General features: G+C 70.2%; 14 protein-coding genes. 2 read left to right on the forward strand and 12 right to left on the reverse strand.

Features of this window, described 5'->3' with window-relative positions; genetic code table 11:
* Positions 1-13 precede the first annotated feature (13 nt).
* Positions 14-454: a DUF1801 domain-containing protein gene (locus AB0J88_RS07385; protein WP_364347493.1), complete on the forward strand. Its 441-nt coding sequence runs from the start codon at positions 14-16 to the stop codon at positions 452-454.
* A 70-nt stretch (positions 455-524) separates the two neighbouring features.
* Here the strand turns inward: AB0J88_RS07385 and AB0J88_RS07390 are convergent, their stop codons facing one another.
* Together AB0J88_RS07390 and AB0J88_RS07395 are read right to left on the reverse strand one after the other, a co-directional pair.
* A complete protein-coding gene (locus AB0J88_RS07390; RefSeq protein ID WP_364347490.1) occupies positions 525-2,327 on the reverse strand; it encodes an alpha-amylase family glycosyl hydrolase in 1,803 nt (600 codons plus the stop codon).
* 212 nt (positions 2,328-2,539) lie between these two features.
* A complete protein-coding gene (locus AB0J88_RS07395) occupies positions 2,540-3,166 on the reverse strand; it encodes a dihydrofolate reductase family protein (protein ID WP_364347487.1) in 627 nt (208 codons plus the stop codon).
* A 103-nt stretch (positions 3,167-3,269) separates the two neighbouring features.
* Here AB0J88_RS07395 and AB0J88_RS07400 point away from each other — a divergent pair, with 103 nt between their 5' ends.
* Complete coding sequence (locus tag AB0J88_RS07400; RefSeq protein WP_364347484.1) at positions 3,270-3,887, forward strand: class I SAM-dependent methyltransferase; 618 nt, start codon at positions 3,270-3,272, stop codon at positions 3,885-3,887.
* On the opposite strand, the gene AB0J88_RS07405 is transcribed toward AB0J88_RS07400, so the two are convergent.
* The 10 genes from AB0J88_RS07405 to AB0J88_RS07450 all read right to left on the reverse strand — a co-directional run bounded on the left by AB0J88_RS07405 (position 3,884) and on the right by AB0J88_RS07450 (position 14,760).
* Entirely contained in the window at positions 3,884-4,039 is a 156-nt protein-coding gene (locus tag AB0J88_RS07405) for a hypothetical protein (protein WP_364347481.1), read from the reverse strand. The two genes, AB0J88_RS07400 and AB0J88_RS07405, sit on opposite strands and share 4 nt — an antisense overlap.
* A 169-nt stretch (positions 4,040-4,208) precedes the next feature.
* Positions 4,209-4,898, reverse strand: a complete 690-nt coding sequence (locus AB0J88_RS07410; RefSeq protein WP_364347478.1) for an alpha/beta fold hydrolase — start codon at positions 4,896-4,898, stop codon at positions 4,209-4,211.
* Positions 4,899-4,910: 12 nt separating this feature from the next.
* Positions 4,911-5,603 carry a Stf0 family sulfotransferase gene (locus AB0J88_RS07415; RefSeq protein ID WP_364347475.1) on the reverse strand — a complete coding sequence of 231 codons (693 nt, stop codon included), beginning with the start codon at positions 5,601-5,603 and terminating at the stop codon, positions 4,911-4,913.
* Positions 5,604-5,647: 44 nt separating this feature from the next.
* Positions 5,648-6,352, reverse strand: coding sequence for an ABC transporter ATP-binding protein (locus tag AB0J88_RS07420; protein ID WP_364347472.1), 705 nt, complete (start codon positions 6,350-6,352; stop codon positions 5,648-5,650).
* Complete coding sequence (locus AB0J88_RS07425) at positions 6,345-8,261, reverse strand: branched-chain amino acid ABC transporter ATP-binding protein/permease (protein WP_364347469.1); 1,917 nt, start codon at positions 8,259-8,261, stop codon at positions 6,345-6,347. The genes AB0J88_RS07420 and AB0J88_RS07425 overlap by 8 nt, the downstream gene beginning before the upstream one ends.
* Entirely contained in the window at positions 8,258-9,130 is an 873-nt protein-coding gene (locus AB0J88_RS07430; protein ID WP_364347466.1) for a branched-chain amino acid ABC transporter permease, read from the reverse strand. The genes AB0J88_RS07425 and AB0J88_RS07430 overlap by 4 nt, the downstream gene beginning before the upstream one ends.
* Before the next feature lie 58 nt (positions 9,131-9,188).
* Positions 9,189-10,430 (reverse strand): amino acid ABC transporter substrate-binding protein, encoded by a 1,242-nt coding sequence (locus tag AB0J88_RS07435; RefSeq protein ID WP_364347463.1) that lies wholly within the window; start codon positions 10,428-10,430, stop codon positions 9,189-9,191.
* A 10-nt stretch (positions 10,431-10,440) separates the two neighbouring features.
* Positions 10,441-12,159: an amidohydrolase family protein gene (locus tag AB0J88_RS07440; protein ID WP_364347460.1), complete on the reverse strand. Its 1,719-nt coding sequence runs from the start codon at positions 12,157-12,159 to the stop codon at positions 10,441-10,443.
* A 28-nt stretch (positions 12,160-12,187) separates the two neighbouring features.
* The gene (locus tag AB0J88_RS07445) at positions 12,188-13,894 is read right to left on the reverse strand and encodes an amidohydrolase family protein (protein ID WP_364347457.1); all 1,707 of its coding nucleotides are present in this window, start codon (positions 13,892-13,894) and stop codon (positions 12,188-12,190) included.
* Positions 13,895-14,034: 140 nt separating this feature from the next.
* On the reverse strand, positions 14,035-14,760 hold the full coding sequence (locus AB0J88_RS07450) for an XRE family transcriptional regulator (protein ID WP_364347454.1): 726 nt from the start codon (positions 14,758-14,760) through the stop codon (positions 14,035-14,037).
* Positions 14,761-14,903 lie beyond the last annotated feature (143 nt).

Raw genomic sequence — 14,903 nt, forward strand, 5'->3', positions numbered from 1 at the left:
CCAGGGGGAGACCATGGCCACCAGGCACCAGGGATTCACGGCCGACGAACGAGCCGCGATGAAGGACCACGCCGACGAGCTCAAGAAAGCGGCCCGTGCCGGCTCGGCCGCGGACAAGGCGGCGGAGGCTGCCCGCGACGTGCTCGCGAAGATCGCCGAGATGGGGGACTCGGACCGGGTCATGGCCGAACGGGTCCACGCCGTCGTCACCGCCACGGTTCCGGCGATCGCGCCGAAGCTCTGGTACGGCATGCCCGCGTACACGCTCAACGGCAGGTTGATCTGCCACTTCCAACCGGCGGACAAGTTCAAGGCGCGGTACGCGACGCTGGGCTTCAGCGACCACGCGAACCTCGACGACGGCGAGATGTGGCCGGCCAGCTTCGCGCTGTCCAAGGTGACGCCCGAGGTGGAGGAGAGGATCAGCACCCTCGTCAAGCAGGCGACCAGCTGATGCCGTCCGGCCAGCGTCGCGGCGAACGGATCGTGCGGCTGCCAGGTCGCGGCCGCGCGCCGCCGCGGCACTAGGCGCGGCGCAGGGCGACGACGCTCCACTTCGGAACGTTGACGTAGACCCGGCCGTCCGGCTGGGTCCACGCGTCGTGGAAGGCGTTGCCTGCGCCGTCCCAGCCACCGAAGTCGGCGTCCTGGGTGCACAGCACCTGGGTCCAGCGGCCGCCCCGGTCGCCGGTCCGCACTCCGTACCCGTGGTCGCCGAAGCTCTCGTCGCCGAGGTTGACGACCACCAGAACGACGTTGTCGCCGGACTGGCGTACGAAGGCGAGCACCTGGTTGTCGTGGTCCTCGTGGGTGATGTCCAGGGAGTCCGCGCGCAACGCGGGGTTCGCGAACCGCACCCGGTTGGCCGCACCGACGAGCCTTCTCAGCTGCACGCCGAGCGCGTCGCCGGCGATCGACCAGTCGAACCGGTGGTCGCCGTGACCGTCATGGCCGTCGTGCCAGTATCCCCAGGCCACGTGGGGCGCCGCCTGGAGGCACTCCGAGCCCATGAACAGCATCGGAGTGCCGGGCATCGTGGCGTTCAACGCCCACGCGACGCGGCACTTGGCCCGGGCCGTCCAGTCGTCGCGGCCGCCGAGCTGGTCGATCAGGTAGCGGTGCCGGCGGTCCCAGTCGGTCAGGCCGTCCTCCGCGTTGCCCTCCTGCTGGTCGCCGATGTCGTCGTGGGAGCCGAGCAGGTACTTGACGAGGTTCCACGCGTGGTCGTACCCGTCCCAGCCCAGAATGCCCTTGATCCTCCGCACCGGATCCTGACCCGCGAGCGCGCGCTGGGCCTCGTGATGGGCGTCGGCGCACCAGGTCGCGTCGAAGCCGCCCTCCTTGACGATCCACGGATGGTCTGGCAGGTGCTCGGCGATCAGATATCGGTCGGGGAACTCCGCGCGGAGGCGTTCGACCACCCGCCGCAGGTGCTGGCCGTCGATCTGGGTGGTCGCGTCGAAGCGCAGGCCGTCCGCGTGGTACTCCTCCAGGTACATGCGGGCGTTCCGGTAGAAGAAGTCCTGGACCTCCTCCTTCCACCACGCCGGCCCCGGACCCCACGGCGTCTGTCGGCCGCCCTCGACGTAGATGCCGCCGTTCTCGCGGTAGCCGTCGTAGTCCCACAGGACGTTGTCGCTGTGTCCGAAATGGTTGTGGACGACGTCGAAGATCACCGCGAGCCCGGTGCGGTGTGCCGCGTCGACGAAGCGCCGCAGGTCGGCGGGGGAGCCGTAGGACGACTCGGGCGCGAAGAAGCTCGCGGGGTTGTAGCCCCACGAGCGGTCCATGGCGTACTCCTGGACCGGCAGCGGTTGCACGGCGGTGAACCCGAGGTCGCGCGCGTAGCCGAACTTGCGCTCCACGTCCGCGAAGGTCGCCCACTCCTTGGCGCGGTCGTCGCCGCGGCCGGCGAACGTGCCGACGTGCAACTGGTAGATGACGAAGTTCTCGAACCGGGGCGGCTCGAAGGGCGCCCAGTCGAAGTCGTCCGCGGTCGAGACGATCGAGGCGTTGTGGCTGTCCGGGTCGTCGCGGGTGAGCTCGGAGCTGAGCACGTCGCGGGCCGCGGGATCGAGCCGGTCCAGGACCTCGCCGCCGGCGGTCGTGATGCGGAACCGATACAGGTCGCCGGGCCGCACCCGGGGGAGGGTCACACTCCAATACCCGCTGGTACGGGTCATCGCACCGACCGTGCCTGACCGGCCGCTGTCCCACCGCTCCGCGGTCTGCACAACCACCTGGACCTGCGACGCGTGCGGCGCCCACACCCGGAAGAACGCGCCCGCCGGGACGAGCCAACAGCCGATGCGGTCGGTGACGTCCATCCCCGACACCGTAGAGGGGTGCCGGCTCAACCGGTATCGGATCACGGACGCCGGCTGTCCAGGTGACCTCGCGCCGCCGGGTACGAAGACGCGGCGCATCCAGCGGAGCGATGATCCACGACTTCCCGTCCCACCCGACGTTCTCGAGCGCCTGAAGGTGGGCGACCGCGGCCGATACCTACGCCCGCTACTGGCACCAGCGGCGTGACCTGTCATCGGGCAGGTGCGTACTGCGGACGTCCGGCCGGGCGGAAGACCTGGGTCGTCACGCCCTTCGAGTCGACGCGCGAGTCGATCAGGTCGAGGGCGAGGTCCGGGCCGGCGTCCGGGAACAGCCGCGTGCCCTGGCCGAGCACCACAGGCACGACGATCAGCGTCAGCTCGTCGACCAGGTCGTGCTCCAGCAGCCAGCGGATCAGCGTGCCGCTGCCGTGCACCTGCAGCTCACCGCCCGGCTTCGCCTTCAGGTCCGCGATCGCGGTGGCGAGACCGTCGTCCGGCAGGACCGTGGTGCCCTCCCACGCCGGATCGGTGAGCGTGGTCGAAGCCACGTACTTCGGCCGGTTGTTCAAGGCCCGCATGACCGGCTCCCAGCCAGGCACGTCAGGTTCGGTCAACGACCCCCACGAGCTCGCGAACAGCTCGTACGTCCGGCGGCCGAACAAGAAGGCGTCGGCGCGCTGGTACGTCTCGTTGATGAACGTCGTGGTGGAGTGGTCGCCCCTCCCGAGCGCCCATCCGCCGCGGTCGAAGCCATTCCTGCGGTCCTCGTCCGACGCGCCGCCGTTTCCTTGCATGACGCCGTCGATGGTGACCTGGGTCTGGGTCGTCAGCTTCACGATCTCGGTTCCTCTGCCTCGGCGCCGCCCCGTGCGGGCGGCCTCACCATCGCTACGAACGCGACCACCCCGATCCGACAACGCATCCCCGATAATGATCGGCATGACCGCTCGATACGACGAGGTGCTCGGTCCCTTACGCGCGGCCTATGACGCCCGTGCGACCTGGCGTGACGGGCTGGACAAGGAGCCCTGGAAGCGCAAGGAGCGGCAGGCGTTCCGGGACCGGCTGGCGCCGGGTGCGCGGCTGCTGGAGATCGGCGCCGGGACCGGGCAGGACAGCGCCTACTTCCAGGACGAGGGCCTCGCCGTCGTCGCGGCCGACCTTTCGCCGGCGATGGTGGAGCACTGCCGGGCCAAGGGCATCGAGGCGCACGTCATGGACTTCCTGCGGCTGGAGTTTCCGGCCGGCTCGTTCGATGCCGTGTACGCGCTGAACTGCCTGCTGCACGTGCCCAACCACGACCTGCCCGCGGTGCTCGCGTCGACCCGGACGGTCCTGCGCCCGGGCGGGCTGATGTTCATCGGCGTGTACGGCGGCCACGAGAGCTACGAAGGACCGATCGAGAGCGACGAGCACGTGCCGCCGCGCTTCTTCTCGTCGCGCACGGACGAGCAGCTCCTCCGCTTCGCCACGGATGCGGGGTTCGACATCGTCGACTTCCACCCCGTCGACACGGGCCGCGGCCACCGGTTCCAGTCGCTGACGCTGAGCCACTAACCGCGGCGCGGCGACCTGCGGCGGGTCAGCAGCACCACCACGACGCCGAAGACGCTCAGCGCCGCGCCAAGGACCCAGCCCCGGCCGCCGGTGACCGTCCCACGCTCGAGTGGCCAACGCCGGAGCGCGCCGGCCAGGGCGGCCCACCGCACCGGGTGCCAGCACGTCGACCAGGATCATCGACCAGGGTTTCCGGCCGTGCCGCCTCCGTGTCTGACACCACCGCGCCGCGCGGGGTGTCCTCGCGGCGCAGCCACTCGTAGAGCGAGGCGGAGCGGGCTCCGCGCGCGCTCGGTCGTCAGCGTCGACTTCGCGCCGAGGTCAGTGCTTCTCCGCCACGTCGAGGAAGATCCGCGCCAGCTCTCCCGGCTGGCTGAACATCGGCCAGTGACCGGTGTCCATCGTGACCAGACGCCAGGTCTCGCTGCTCAGCAGCTTGGCCACGTCATCGCTCAGCTCATCGCCTGGCAGCAGGCATTGGATGTACGTCGCCCGGAGCTCGCCAAGGGGCCGGTTCAGGATCGCCGGCTCGGTCAGGGTGGCGCCCGGGTGCGGCGTCGCCCCGGCCACGATTCGGGCGATCTGCTCATCGGTCAGGCCGTGACCGGCGAAGTGGGTCGGCGGCGAGGGCGGCCAGAACCCACCGTTCTCGGCGAGCATCGCCGCACCGTCCGGCCAGTCCGAGAAGAAGGCCTCGCCGTCCGCCGGCACGCTGGAGTCGAGGAAGACCACGTGCGCCAGTCGGTCACCGATCCGCTCGGCCGCCTGACCGACCGGGGTGCCCGCGTAGCTGTGACCCACCAGGACCACATCGCGCAGATCCCGGCCTTCGATCTCGCCGACGATGTCCTGGACGTGGGTCTGCTGCCCGGCCGCCACGCCCTGCTTCTCGGCGAGCCCGGACAGCGTCAGCGGGTAGACGCCATGGCCGGCGGCGCCAAGGTGCGGCACCACGTCGGTCCACGCCCATGCCCCGAGCCGTGCGCCTGCGACGAGAACGAAGTTCGCCATAGCGGTCGAGTATCACACGAGGGCTCGGTAGCGGCGGATCCAGTCGCGGTTGAGCTGGTCGGCCTGCCGCCGGTGTCGCGGGACGAACGCGTGCCCGGCAGGGGGCTCCACCTTCAGAAAGTCCAGGATGCCGCGGGTGACACCGGAGATGTCGGTGGTGAGGTCCTCGTAGCGCACCGAATGCGGTTGGATGCCGAACCTCGTGAACCAGTCGCGCCAGGCCGCGTTGTGTTCCCCGATGGTCCGGACGAGCTCGTGGATCTGGTCGAAGTCGAAGCGGGGCTCACGGTCGGGCAGCGCGGTGTCGCCCGGGTGCCAGAACTGCGTCTGTTCGGCGCGCGCCCACGACACGGCCTGTGCCACCGTGTCCTCCCGCCAGCAGTGGACGAAGCGGAGCCGGCCGAAGGCCTCGGTGAGCAGGTCGAGGTCAGACCCGGCACCTAGCTTGGCGACCAGCTCGTCCATCGAGCCCCACATCACCCGGGCGGCGAAGACGCCGTTCGGGGTGCTGCCCTCCGCGACCGCGGCCCGCACATAGTCGCGGTAGTCGAACCCGTCAGGCAACTGCCAGCGCCGCGCCCACAGCTCTTCGCCCGGCACCCGGAAATAGGACTCCGGCCGACCGGCGACCCCGGTGTCGCGCAGCAGCCCGCACAGCAGCGTGCTGCCCGTGCGTGGCGTGCCGCAGAGCAGATAGCCGTCCACGACCCACACTCAACCAGTCGCACCGGCACCACCGCGACGGAATTTCACATGCCCAACACCCGCTCGCGTACGTCGGCGCTGTCCCGAAGCTCAGCGGTCGTGCCCGAGGCCACGATCCGGCCCTCGATCAGCAGATAGCCCCGGCAGGCCGCGGACAGCGCGCGCTCGACGTCCTGCTCCACCAGCAGCACGCTGACACCGGTCGCGTTGACGGCGGTGATCGCGTCGAAGACCTCGTCGACGATCACCGGGGCCAGGCCCAGCGACGGCTCGTCGAGCAGCAGCAGGCGCGGCAGGGCCATGAGCGCGCGCCCGAGGGCCAGCATCTGCTGTTCGCCGCCGGACAGGCTGCCGGCCTGCTGACCGGCCCGCTCCTTGAGCCGGGGGAACAGCTCGTAGACCCGCGCCTCCGTCTCGCGGTGCACGGCGCGGGCGGGGCGGCGGTACGCGCCCAGCAGCAGGTTGTCGCGCACGCTCATGTGGCCGAACACCCGCCGGCCCTCAGGGACCGTCGCGACGCCGTGGTCGCAGACCTTGTGCCCGGGCAGCGCGGCGACGTCGACGCCCTCGACGGTGATGGTGCCGGCGGCGGCCGGGTGCAGCCCGGCGATCGTCTGCACCAGCGTGGTCTTGCCGGCGCCGTTCGGACCGACGATGCAGACGGTCTCGGCCGCGCCGACGTCCAGGGCCACGTCCCAGAGCGCCTGGGCGTCGCCGTACCGGGCGTCCACTCCACGGACCTCAAGCACGCTGTCTCCCCAGGTAGGCACGGACGACGGCCGGGTCGTTGAGCACGGTGGCCGGCTCGCCGTCGGCGATCAGCACACCCCGGTCGAGCACGACGATCCGGGTGGCGAGCTGGTTGAGCACGCGGAGCAGGTGCTCGACGATGATGATGGAGATGCCGCCTTCGTGGATGCGCCGGATCACCGCGACCGCGTCGTCGATCTCGGCGGGGTTGAGGCCGGCGAGTGCCTCGTCGAGCAGCAGCACGACCGGTTCGGCGGCGATGGCGCGAGCCATCTCCAGCAGCTGGCGCTGGTGGAGGTTCAGGGCCGCCGGCAACTGGTCGGCCAGGTGTCCTAGCCGGACGGTGGCGAGGTGGTCCGCCGCCGCCAGACGGGCCTGGGGGAGCGAGGCGCCGGTGCGGCCGAACATGACGGCCATCGCCACGTTGTCGAGCACGGTCATCGAGGCGAAGGGCTTGGGAATCTGGTACGTGCGGGCCACGCCCGTGTGGGCCACCTTGTGCGGCGCCAGCCCGACCGTGGCCCGCCCGTCGATCGCGATCGTGCCCGCACTCGGTGCCAGCGCACCGGAGAGCAGGTTGACCAGCGTCGTCTTGCCGGACCCGTTCGGCCCGACCAGGCCCACGATCTCACCCGGACTCACCGACAACGACACGTCGTCAACGGCGCGCACGCCGCCGAAGTCACGGATTAGACCGGCGACCGCGACCAGGTCACGACCGGAATCCGGCTGGGGAGCCGACAACGGCGGCGGCGCGGTCCGGATGGCCGGCTCTGCGCCGGCCGGGGCTGGACGGAGCGGGGTTGTGCGTCGCGGTGCGGTGACCGGCCGCAGCCGGTCGTACACCACCGCTACGACGATAGCGGCGACCATCGCATAAAGCAGCGCATCAAGCTCGGTGTACTGCCCACTGAGGACCAGTCCGGCCAAAACTGGCACGAAAACGCCGACCGTTATCCACGGTCGTGTCCTCAATCGGCCGAACAGGCCGTCGGGAGCGGCGACCACGAAGACCACCAGCACGGCGCCGAGGATGATGTTGCCCCACTGGTCCAGCTTCTGTGCCGCGAGCTCGTCCTGCAGCACCGTGACGAAGGCCGCGCCCACCACCGGACCCGCCCAGTGCCGGCGCCCGCCGAGGACCGCCATCACGATGACGAACAGCGGCACCGTCAGCGTGAAGACGAGCTCGGGCTGGACGGCGCCGTTGCGCACCGCGAGCAGCGCGCCACCGAGGCCGCCGAGGGCGCCGCTGAGCACGATGGCGATCATCTTGTAGCGGAACGTCGGCACGCCGAGGACCTCGGCGGCGTCCTCGTTGTCGTGGATCGCGCTCAGCCCGCGGCCGAGTCGCGAGCCCTGCACCGCCAGCGCGGTCCCGACCGCCAGGGTCGCCACCGCCAGCATCAGCAGGAAGATCAGGTGCTGGAAGTCGCCGATCCAGTCCGGGAACGAGGGCAGCGGCAGCGTCGTGCCCAGGCCACCGTCGATGTCGCGGTTGATCCGCACGAACGCGGCCAGGATGAACGGCACGGCCAGGGTCAGCAGCGCGAAGATCTCGCCACGCAGCGAGCCGAGCCGGAACGCGATCGCCCCCGTGATCAGTGCCAGCAGCGCGCCGAGCAGGCCGCCGACAATGATCGACACCGGATAGCTGACCCCGTGCCGACCCGTCAGCACCGCCACCGCGTACGCGCCGACACCCACGTACGCGGCCTGCCCGAAGCTGAAGTAGCCCGCGTAACCGGACAGGATGTTCCAGCTCGTCGCCTGGATCACCCAGAACAGCACGGAGGTCGCGAGGACGAGCAGATAGGGCGCGACACCGAGCGAGGTGTTGAAGTGCGCGAGCACGGCCAGCACCAGGCTCACCGAGACCAGCCCACCGAGTCCCTTGTAGACGCTCATGCGACGGCACCTCTGCGGGTGAACAGCCCCTGCGGCCGGAGGACCAGCGCGAGGATGATGGCCAGGAACAGCACGAACGGCTCGTAGCTCGGGTCCCAGAGCACCGCCACCACGGCCGAGAACGCGCCGACTCCGAGGCCCGCGAACAGTGAGCCCAGCAGGTTGCCGATCCCGCCGAGGATGACCACGGCGAAGACCGTGCCGAACCACTCGTACGCGTGGGCCGGCGCGATGGTGTTGCCGAGCGCGAACACCATGCCCGCGACGGCGGCGCTGACCCCGGCGAGCCCGCCCACGACCAGGCCGAGCCGGCGGTGGTCGATGCCGAACGACGCGGCGACGGTGCGGTCCTGGGCGAAGGCGCGCAGCCCGCGGCCGGCGAACGTGCGCTCCAGCACCAGGTGGCCGCCGCCGATCAGCAGCAGCGCGAACCCGAGGGCGACCAGCCGCGACACCGGCAGCGCGACGGGGCCGAGGTGCAGGGCGCTGGTCCCGTACGGGTTGGCCGCGGCGTCGATGTGCCGGAAGTCGGCCGTCCACACCTGCGTCGACACCTCGATGATGATCATCAGGAGGCCGAAGCTGACCAGCAGCGAGTTGAACTCGACGATGTTGAACCGCTCGTAGGCCCACTGGAGCGCGGCGCCGACCACGAACAGCGCCGGCGCCGACACGAGCAGGGTGAGCATGGGGTCGATGCCCCAGGCGGAGGTGAGTTGGTACGACAGGTAGGCGCCGACCAGGATCAGCCCGAAATGCGCCAGGTTGATGACTCGCAGGGTGCCCCACGTGACCGACAGGCCGGCCGCCATCAAGGCGTACAGCCCGCCGATCAGGGCCCCGCTGAGCGCCGCCTGGACGGCGGTCATGTGAGCTCCTAGAGAGTAGGGGCGGTGTTGCCCGCCGGGACGGGCAACGCCTTCGCGGTTACTTGAGAGGTGCGGCGGCCCGGTCCTGCGGCCAGACCATCACCCATTCGCCGTTCTGGATCTGCTTGATGCCCAGCGTCGTCGGCCAGAAGTTGTTGTCCTTCGCCTCGAACGTGAGGTGTCCGCTGAACACCGTGTCGGCGCCCTTGCTGTGCAGGCCGTCGCAGATCGCCTTGTTGTCGGTGGAGCCGGCGGCCTTGACCCCGGAGGCGAGGATGTCCCACGCGTTCCAGCTCGCCGCGGCCTGCGTCTCGAAGACGGGGAACGCGACCTTCGCCGCCGTGGCCTTGGTCTTGAACTCGTCGACGATCGCCTGCGCGTCGCCGCCGACCTTGTCGACCAACGGCTTGTTCGGCTCGAAGATCGAGACCGACAGGGCGCCCTCGCTGGCCGCACCCAGACCCAGCAGCGGGCCGGGCGCGGGGAAGAGGCTGAACACCTTCGGAGGCGTGTAGCCGAGCTGCTTCATCGCGTTGAGCGCGTTGACGGTGTCGACGCCGAGGCTGTTGCTGATCACGAGGTCCGGCTTCGCGTCGCGTACCTCCGCCGCCATGCCCGCCCAGTCCGACGTCGTCGGCGGGTAATGGCGGTCGAGGACCACCTCGAGGCCGCGCTCCTTGGCGATCGACAGCACGCCGGTCTTGTCCTCGCCGAGGCCGTCCGTGACGAACGCCGCCGACCCGCTCTGGCTGGTCAGCACCGCGATCTTCTTGGGCGGCGTCGGCAGGGTCGCCACCGCGTCGAAGAGGAGGTTGGGGATGAACTGGTTCGGCGTGGGGCCGATCGACCAGGCCGGGAACTGGCAGGGGTACGTGAGCTGGGGCGCCAGCACCGCCGTGTGCTGCGGCAGCACGTAGCCGTGCCGCTCGGCCACCGCCATGGCCGCGAGGATGTTCGGCGTGGCGTACGGACCCATGATCAGGTCGACCTTGTTCTGTGCGATCAGCTGCTCGTAGAGCGGCCCGACCTTGGAGGTGTCGGACTGGTCGTCGAGCACCGTCCACTCGACCTTGCGACCGAGCAGGCCGCCGGCGGCGTTGAGCCGCTCGATGTACTGCTCGCCCGCGACCTTGTGGATGAGCCCGGTCGCCGCGAAGGCACCGGTCAGCGACAGCGTCGAACCGACCACGATGGGACTCTGGTCGGCTCCACCGCCGCTGGACTCCTGTTTGCTACTGCATGCCGCGCCCGCGGCGACCAGAACGGTCGCCGCGAGCACACCGAGCACGCGCCTCAGCACGGTAAGCCTCCTAACGGACTGCGCCGGCATCGTGGACGACGACGCCGCCGAGCACGGTCAGCACGGAATTGATCTTCTTGAGGTCGGCGTCGCCAACGGCCCGCCGGTCGAAGTAGTCGCGGTTGAGCACCGCGACGTCGCCCAGGCGGCCCGGCGCGAGCACCCCGAGCCGGTCCTCGTCGACGCCGCCCAGGAACCAGCCGTTGGCGCTGGTGTAGTGCTCGACCACCTCGTGCCGGGTCATCAGCTGGTTGCCGTTGATCGCCACCCCGAGCGCGTTGATGCCGGTGGTGGCGTAGTAGGCGTGCACCCAGGGGTTCATCGGCGCGATCTGCATGCCGTCCGAGCTCATCCCGAGCGGGATGCCGTTGTCGAGGAGCATGCGGTACGGCGGGCCGGCCGCGGTCGGCGTGCCCGTGAAGTAGCGGAACCCGGTGACGTTGATGCCGCCGCCGAGCGCCTTGAGCTTGTCGACGTAGTCCTCGGTGATCGAGGGCACGTGACCGACCACCCACCGCAGGTCGGTGATCGGGAATTCCTGGTTGACCAGCGCGAAGCCGTCGATCTCGGCCTTGAAGTCGGTGGCCGACAACGAGTGCACCTCGGCCCGCCAGCCGGCCTGGGCGACCTTGCGGGCGGCGTCGAGCCACCGCTGGTTGCCGGCCGACCCGCTGGTGATCGGGTCGCTGGGCACGGGCGCGACGAACTCGCCGATGCCGCCGGTGCGGACCAGGTCGTTGCCGAAGAAGGGGAACGCGTTGCGCAGCCGTTCGCCGAGGGCGACGCTGGCCGGGTCGGCGTCCATGTAGAGGAAGTTGATCCGCAGCCGGACGATGCCGTCACCGTCGCCGTAGACCGACAGGAACGGCAGGTGCATGCGGAAGTTGTCCTCGTGCGCCGACCCGTCCGACGGCGCGTCGACGGCCTGGAACGCGCCCTGGTCCAGGTGGGTGGTGACGCCGAGGCCGACCGCGTATCTCATCGCGTCGCGGGTGCCGCGCTTGCGGTCCTCGAAGGTGAGCTGCCGGCGGAGGGCGAGGGTGGCCCGCCCGGTCTGGTTGCCGGCGCCGATCGACCCGTCCGCGCCGACCGTCACGGGGCCGTCCGGCCCCGGCACGCTCTCGAAGAAGGCCTTGCCCAGGCTGTTGGTCACCCCCGGCCCGACGAACCCGATCGAGAGGTAGACCGGGTGACGGGGTGCCGCGGCGTCGAGCTCGGCCAGCGTGGGGAGGCGTACCTCTTTGAACTGGTTGAAGTGGAATCCGCCGATGGTGGTGATGAACGTCCCGGCCGGTGCGGTCCGTGAGCGGCTGCGGATCGCCGCCTGGACGTCGGCGATGGAGTACGCGTTCTCCAGGGGCGTGTGGTGGCCGGGCCGGTTGCCCATCAGCACGATGTGGTTGTGGCAGTCGATGATGCCCGGGATCGCCGTCCTGCCGCGCAGGTCGAGCGTGCGCGGCTTGTCGGTGAACTCCTTGCGGGCCGCGCTTTCCCGGTCGCCCGTGTAGACGACCTCGCCGTCGCGGATGGCGATCACCTCGACGACCGTGTCGTGCCGGTCCATGGTGTGGATCTCGCCGTTGGTGAGGATCAGGTCGCCGGCGGGCGACCTGCCTTTGCCGTGTGCCTCGGCGGCGGCGGCGCCCACGAAGGGCGCGGCGGCGGCCGCGAGCGCGCCGGAGCGCAAGAGGCCGCGCCGGGTCTGGCCCCGCTGATGTGACTCGCTCATCGAACGAAACCGCCTTCCAGAAAGTGGCTCAGTGCTGGCGCTTGAGCTCGCCGGAGTCGTGCACGATCCGGCCGCCCACCGTGGTGAGAACGGGCCTGACGCGCTTGAGGTCCTCGTCGCTGACGGTGCGGTAGTCACGGTCGAGCACGACCAGGTCGCCGAGCTTGCCGGTCTCGATCGTGCCGAGCTTGTCTTCCATGTTGAGGAACCAGGCGTTCTCGCGGGTCCACAGCCGGACCGCCTCGTCCCGGGTGATCTGCTGGCCGACGTTGATCTCGACGCCGAGCGCGTTGCGACCGGTGACCGCGTAGTAGATGCCGAACCACGGGTTCAACGGGGCGATGTGCACGCCGTCGAGGTGGATGCCGGCCTTGATGCCGTGGTCGAGAATCGTGCGGAACGGGGCGCCGGCGGCGGTGCCGCTGCCCGACATGAAGGCGAACGTGCCGCCGTTGACCGCACCACCGAGCGCCTGGAGCCGGTCGAGCAGCGCCGTCGTCACGACCGGCACGTGGTCGATGCGCCAGCGCAGCTTCGTGATGTCGTGCTGGGCGTTGACGGCTTCGTAGCCGGCGATCTGCGCCTCGAGGGCGGCCAGGCTCAGCGCCCGATTGTTGTTGCGCCAGCCGGCCGCCGCGATGAGCTGCTGCGCGCGGGTCCACACCGGACCGCTGCCGTCGCCCGGCGCGCCCCACTCGCCGATCCCGCCGGTCATCAGCAGGTCGTCACCGAACAGCTGGTACTGGTTGGCGAGTCGCTGGGTCAGCTCGGGCAGGTTGATGTCGTTCTGGTTGTGCAGGAAGTTGGTCTGCAGGCGGATGAACGTCTTCCCTTCGGCGTGCAGGGCGCGCCAGGAGTCGTACATCCGGTAATGGTCGAAGTTGGACAGTGCCTGGTTGGGTTGCGGCGGACCGACGACCGGGAAGCCGACCTCGTCGAGCACGGCGGTAATGCCGACGCTGGCCGAATAGGCCATCGCGTCCAGCGTGCTGCGCTTGCGGTCCTCGAAGCTCTGGGTCAGCCGCACGTTGTAGAGGGCGGCCTCGGCGTTGGCGACGCCGGTGATGGAGCCGTCGGCGCCGACCACCGACGGCACCGCCGCCGCCTCGAAGTACGCCTTGCCCAGCGAGTTGGTCCACGCCGGGCCGGTGAAGCCCTGGAAGAGCAGGATCGGCCGGTCGGGGACGGCGGCGTCGAGCTCGGCCAGGTTGGGCAGGCGTCGCTCGGCGAACAGGTTGGCGTGGAAGCCGCCCATGGCGGTGATGAACTGACCCGGCGGCACGTCGCGCCGGCGTGCGGCCAGGAGGCGCTGGATCCCGGCGATGTCACCGGCGTTCTCGATGACGACGTGGTAGCCGGGGCGGATGGCGAGGCTGACGAAGTGCACGTGCGGCTCGATCATGCCCGGCACGACCGTGTGGCCGCGCAGGTCGACGACGGTGGGCTTGCCCGGCACGAGCTGCTTGAGCTGGCCGAGGCTGCCGCCGACGCCGACGATGCGTCCTTCGGAGATCGCGACGCCGGACACCGTGCGGCCGTGGTCGTCGAAGGTGCGGATCTTGCCGTTGTGCAGGACCAGGTCGCCGCGGGGAGTGGTGCGGTCGACGACGGAGACGGGGGCCGAGCCGGAGGAGGCCGCGCTGGCCGGGCTGGGCAGGCCGAGGGCGCTGCCGGCGGCCGCTGCGACGCCGGCGCGGAGCACGCCGCGCCGGGAGAAGGAGAGGGGGTCGTTCATTTCTGGGCTACACCGCCCTTCGCGGTTTGAACGCCCGGAGGCGATATGAACCACTACTGAGGCGAGAGCGTACGGCTCAGGTGGACAGTGTGCAATACCACTGTGCACTGCCGTTCATGAAGATGAAACAGGCGGGCCGGTCAGCTGAAGCGCTCGGCCACGAACCAGATGCCGACGGCGGGCTCGACGCCGTGGTTGGCGTACGAGTGCGGTGTGGAGCAGTCGAACGAGACCGAGTCGCCGGGGTTGAGCACGTGCGTGTCGAAGCCCAGGGTCAACGTGAGCTGACCGGCCAGGACGTGCCCCCACTCGGTGCCGGAGTGGCGCATCAGCACGCCGGCGCCGGACGAGCTGCCGCCCGGGGCGTACGTGATGCGCAGGAAGTCGACGTGCGTGTCGGGCAGCTGGCCGAGCAGCTCCCAGGTCACCCCGGAGTCCAGGTGCAGCACCTCGCGCTCGCCCGCCGGCACGACGGGGCCGACCCGGCGCCGCTGTGACAGCATCCGCAACCCTTGCGCCGTCGCGGAACCGGCCGCCTGGTCGGCGCTGGGTTGTGCCGGCACTATCAGGGCAGCACTGATGGCGGCGCCCAAGGCGGCGGGGACGGGCGCGACCGTGTCCAACCTCGCCGGGCGCGGGCTCGCCGGGTCCGGCTCGTTGAAGATGTCCTCCACCGAGATGCCCAGGGCCGCGGTGATCGCGTACAGCGTGCTGACCGAGGGGTTGCTCTTGCCGGTCTCGATCTGCGAGATCAGGCTGGCCGAGGTGTCGACGACCCGGGCCAGGCCGCGCACGGTCATGCCGCGGTCCAGCCGGGCCTGCCGTAGTCGCTCACCGATCGGGGGCATTCCCGTCTGTCCACTCACGCCCGTTGCCAACCCTTCGACGAACCTTGATCTTTTTCCGCTTCACCCTATCGCGCGTGCCGAGCACTGTGGTGTGATGCTTGACGCCTGAGATGACAGGTCGTTAGCGTCGTCAAGCGTTACTTAACACGCCCGGAATATAG

This window comes from Asanoa sp. NPDC049475 (assembly GCF_040676915.1).
Taxonomy (GTDB): domain Bacteria; phylum Actinomycetota; class Actinomycetes; order Mycobacteriales; family Micromonosporaceae; genus Asanoa.

Coding starts and splice junctions, on each gene's coding strand:
- AB0J88_RS07445 (WP_364347457.1), bottom strand. CDS start 13,894: ATGAACGACCCCCTCTCCTTCTCCCGGCGCGGCGTGCTCCGCGCCGGC.
- AB0J88_RS07410 (WP_364347478.1), bottom strand. CDS start 4,898: ATGGCGAACTTCGTTCTCGTCGCAGGCGCACGGCTCGGGGCATGGGCG.
- AB0J88_RS07390 (WP_364347490.1), bottom strand. CDS start 2,327: ATGGACGTCACCGACCGCATCGGCTGTTGGCTCGTCCCGGCGGGCGCG.
- AB0J88_RS07440 (WP_364347460.1), bottom strand. CDS start 12,159: ATGAGCGAGTCACATCAGCGGGGCCAGACCCGGCGCGGCCTCTTGCGC.
- AB0J88_RS07425 (WP_364347469.1), bottom strand. CDS start 8,261: ATGAGCGTCTACAAGGGACTCGGTGGGCTGGTCTCGGTGAGCCTGGTG.
- AB0J88_RS07400 (WP_364347484.1), top strand. CDS start 3,270: ATGACCGCTCGATACGACGAGGTGCTCGGTCCCTTACGCGCGGCCTAT.
- AB0J88_RS07430 (WP_364347466.1), bottom strand. CDS start 9,130: ATGACCGCCGTCCAGGCGGCGCTCAGCGGGGCCCTGATCGGCGGGCTG.
- AB0J88_RS07385 (WP_364347493.1), top strand. CDS start 14: ATGGCCACCAGGCACCAGGGATTCACGGCCGACGAACGAGCCGCGATG.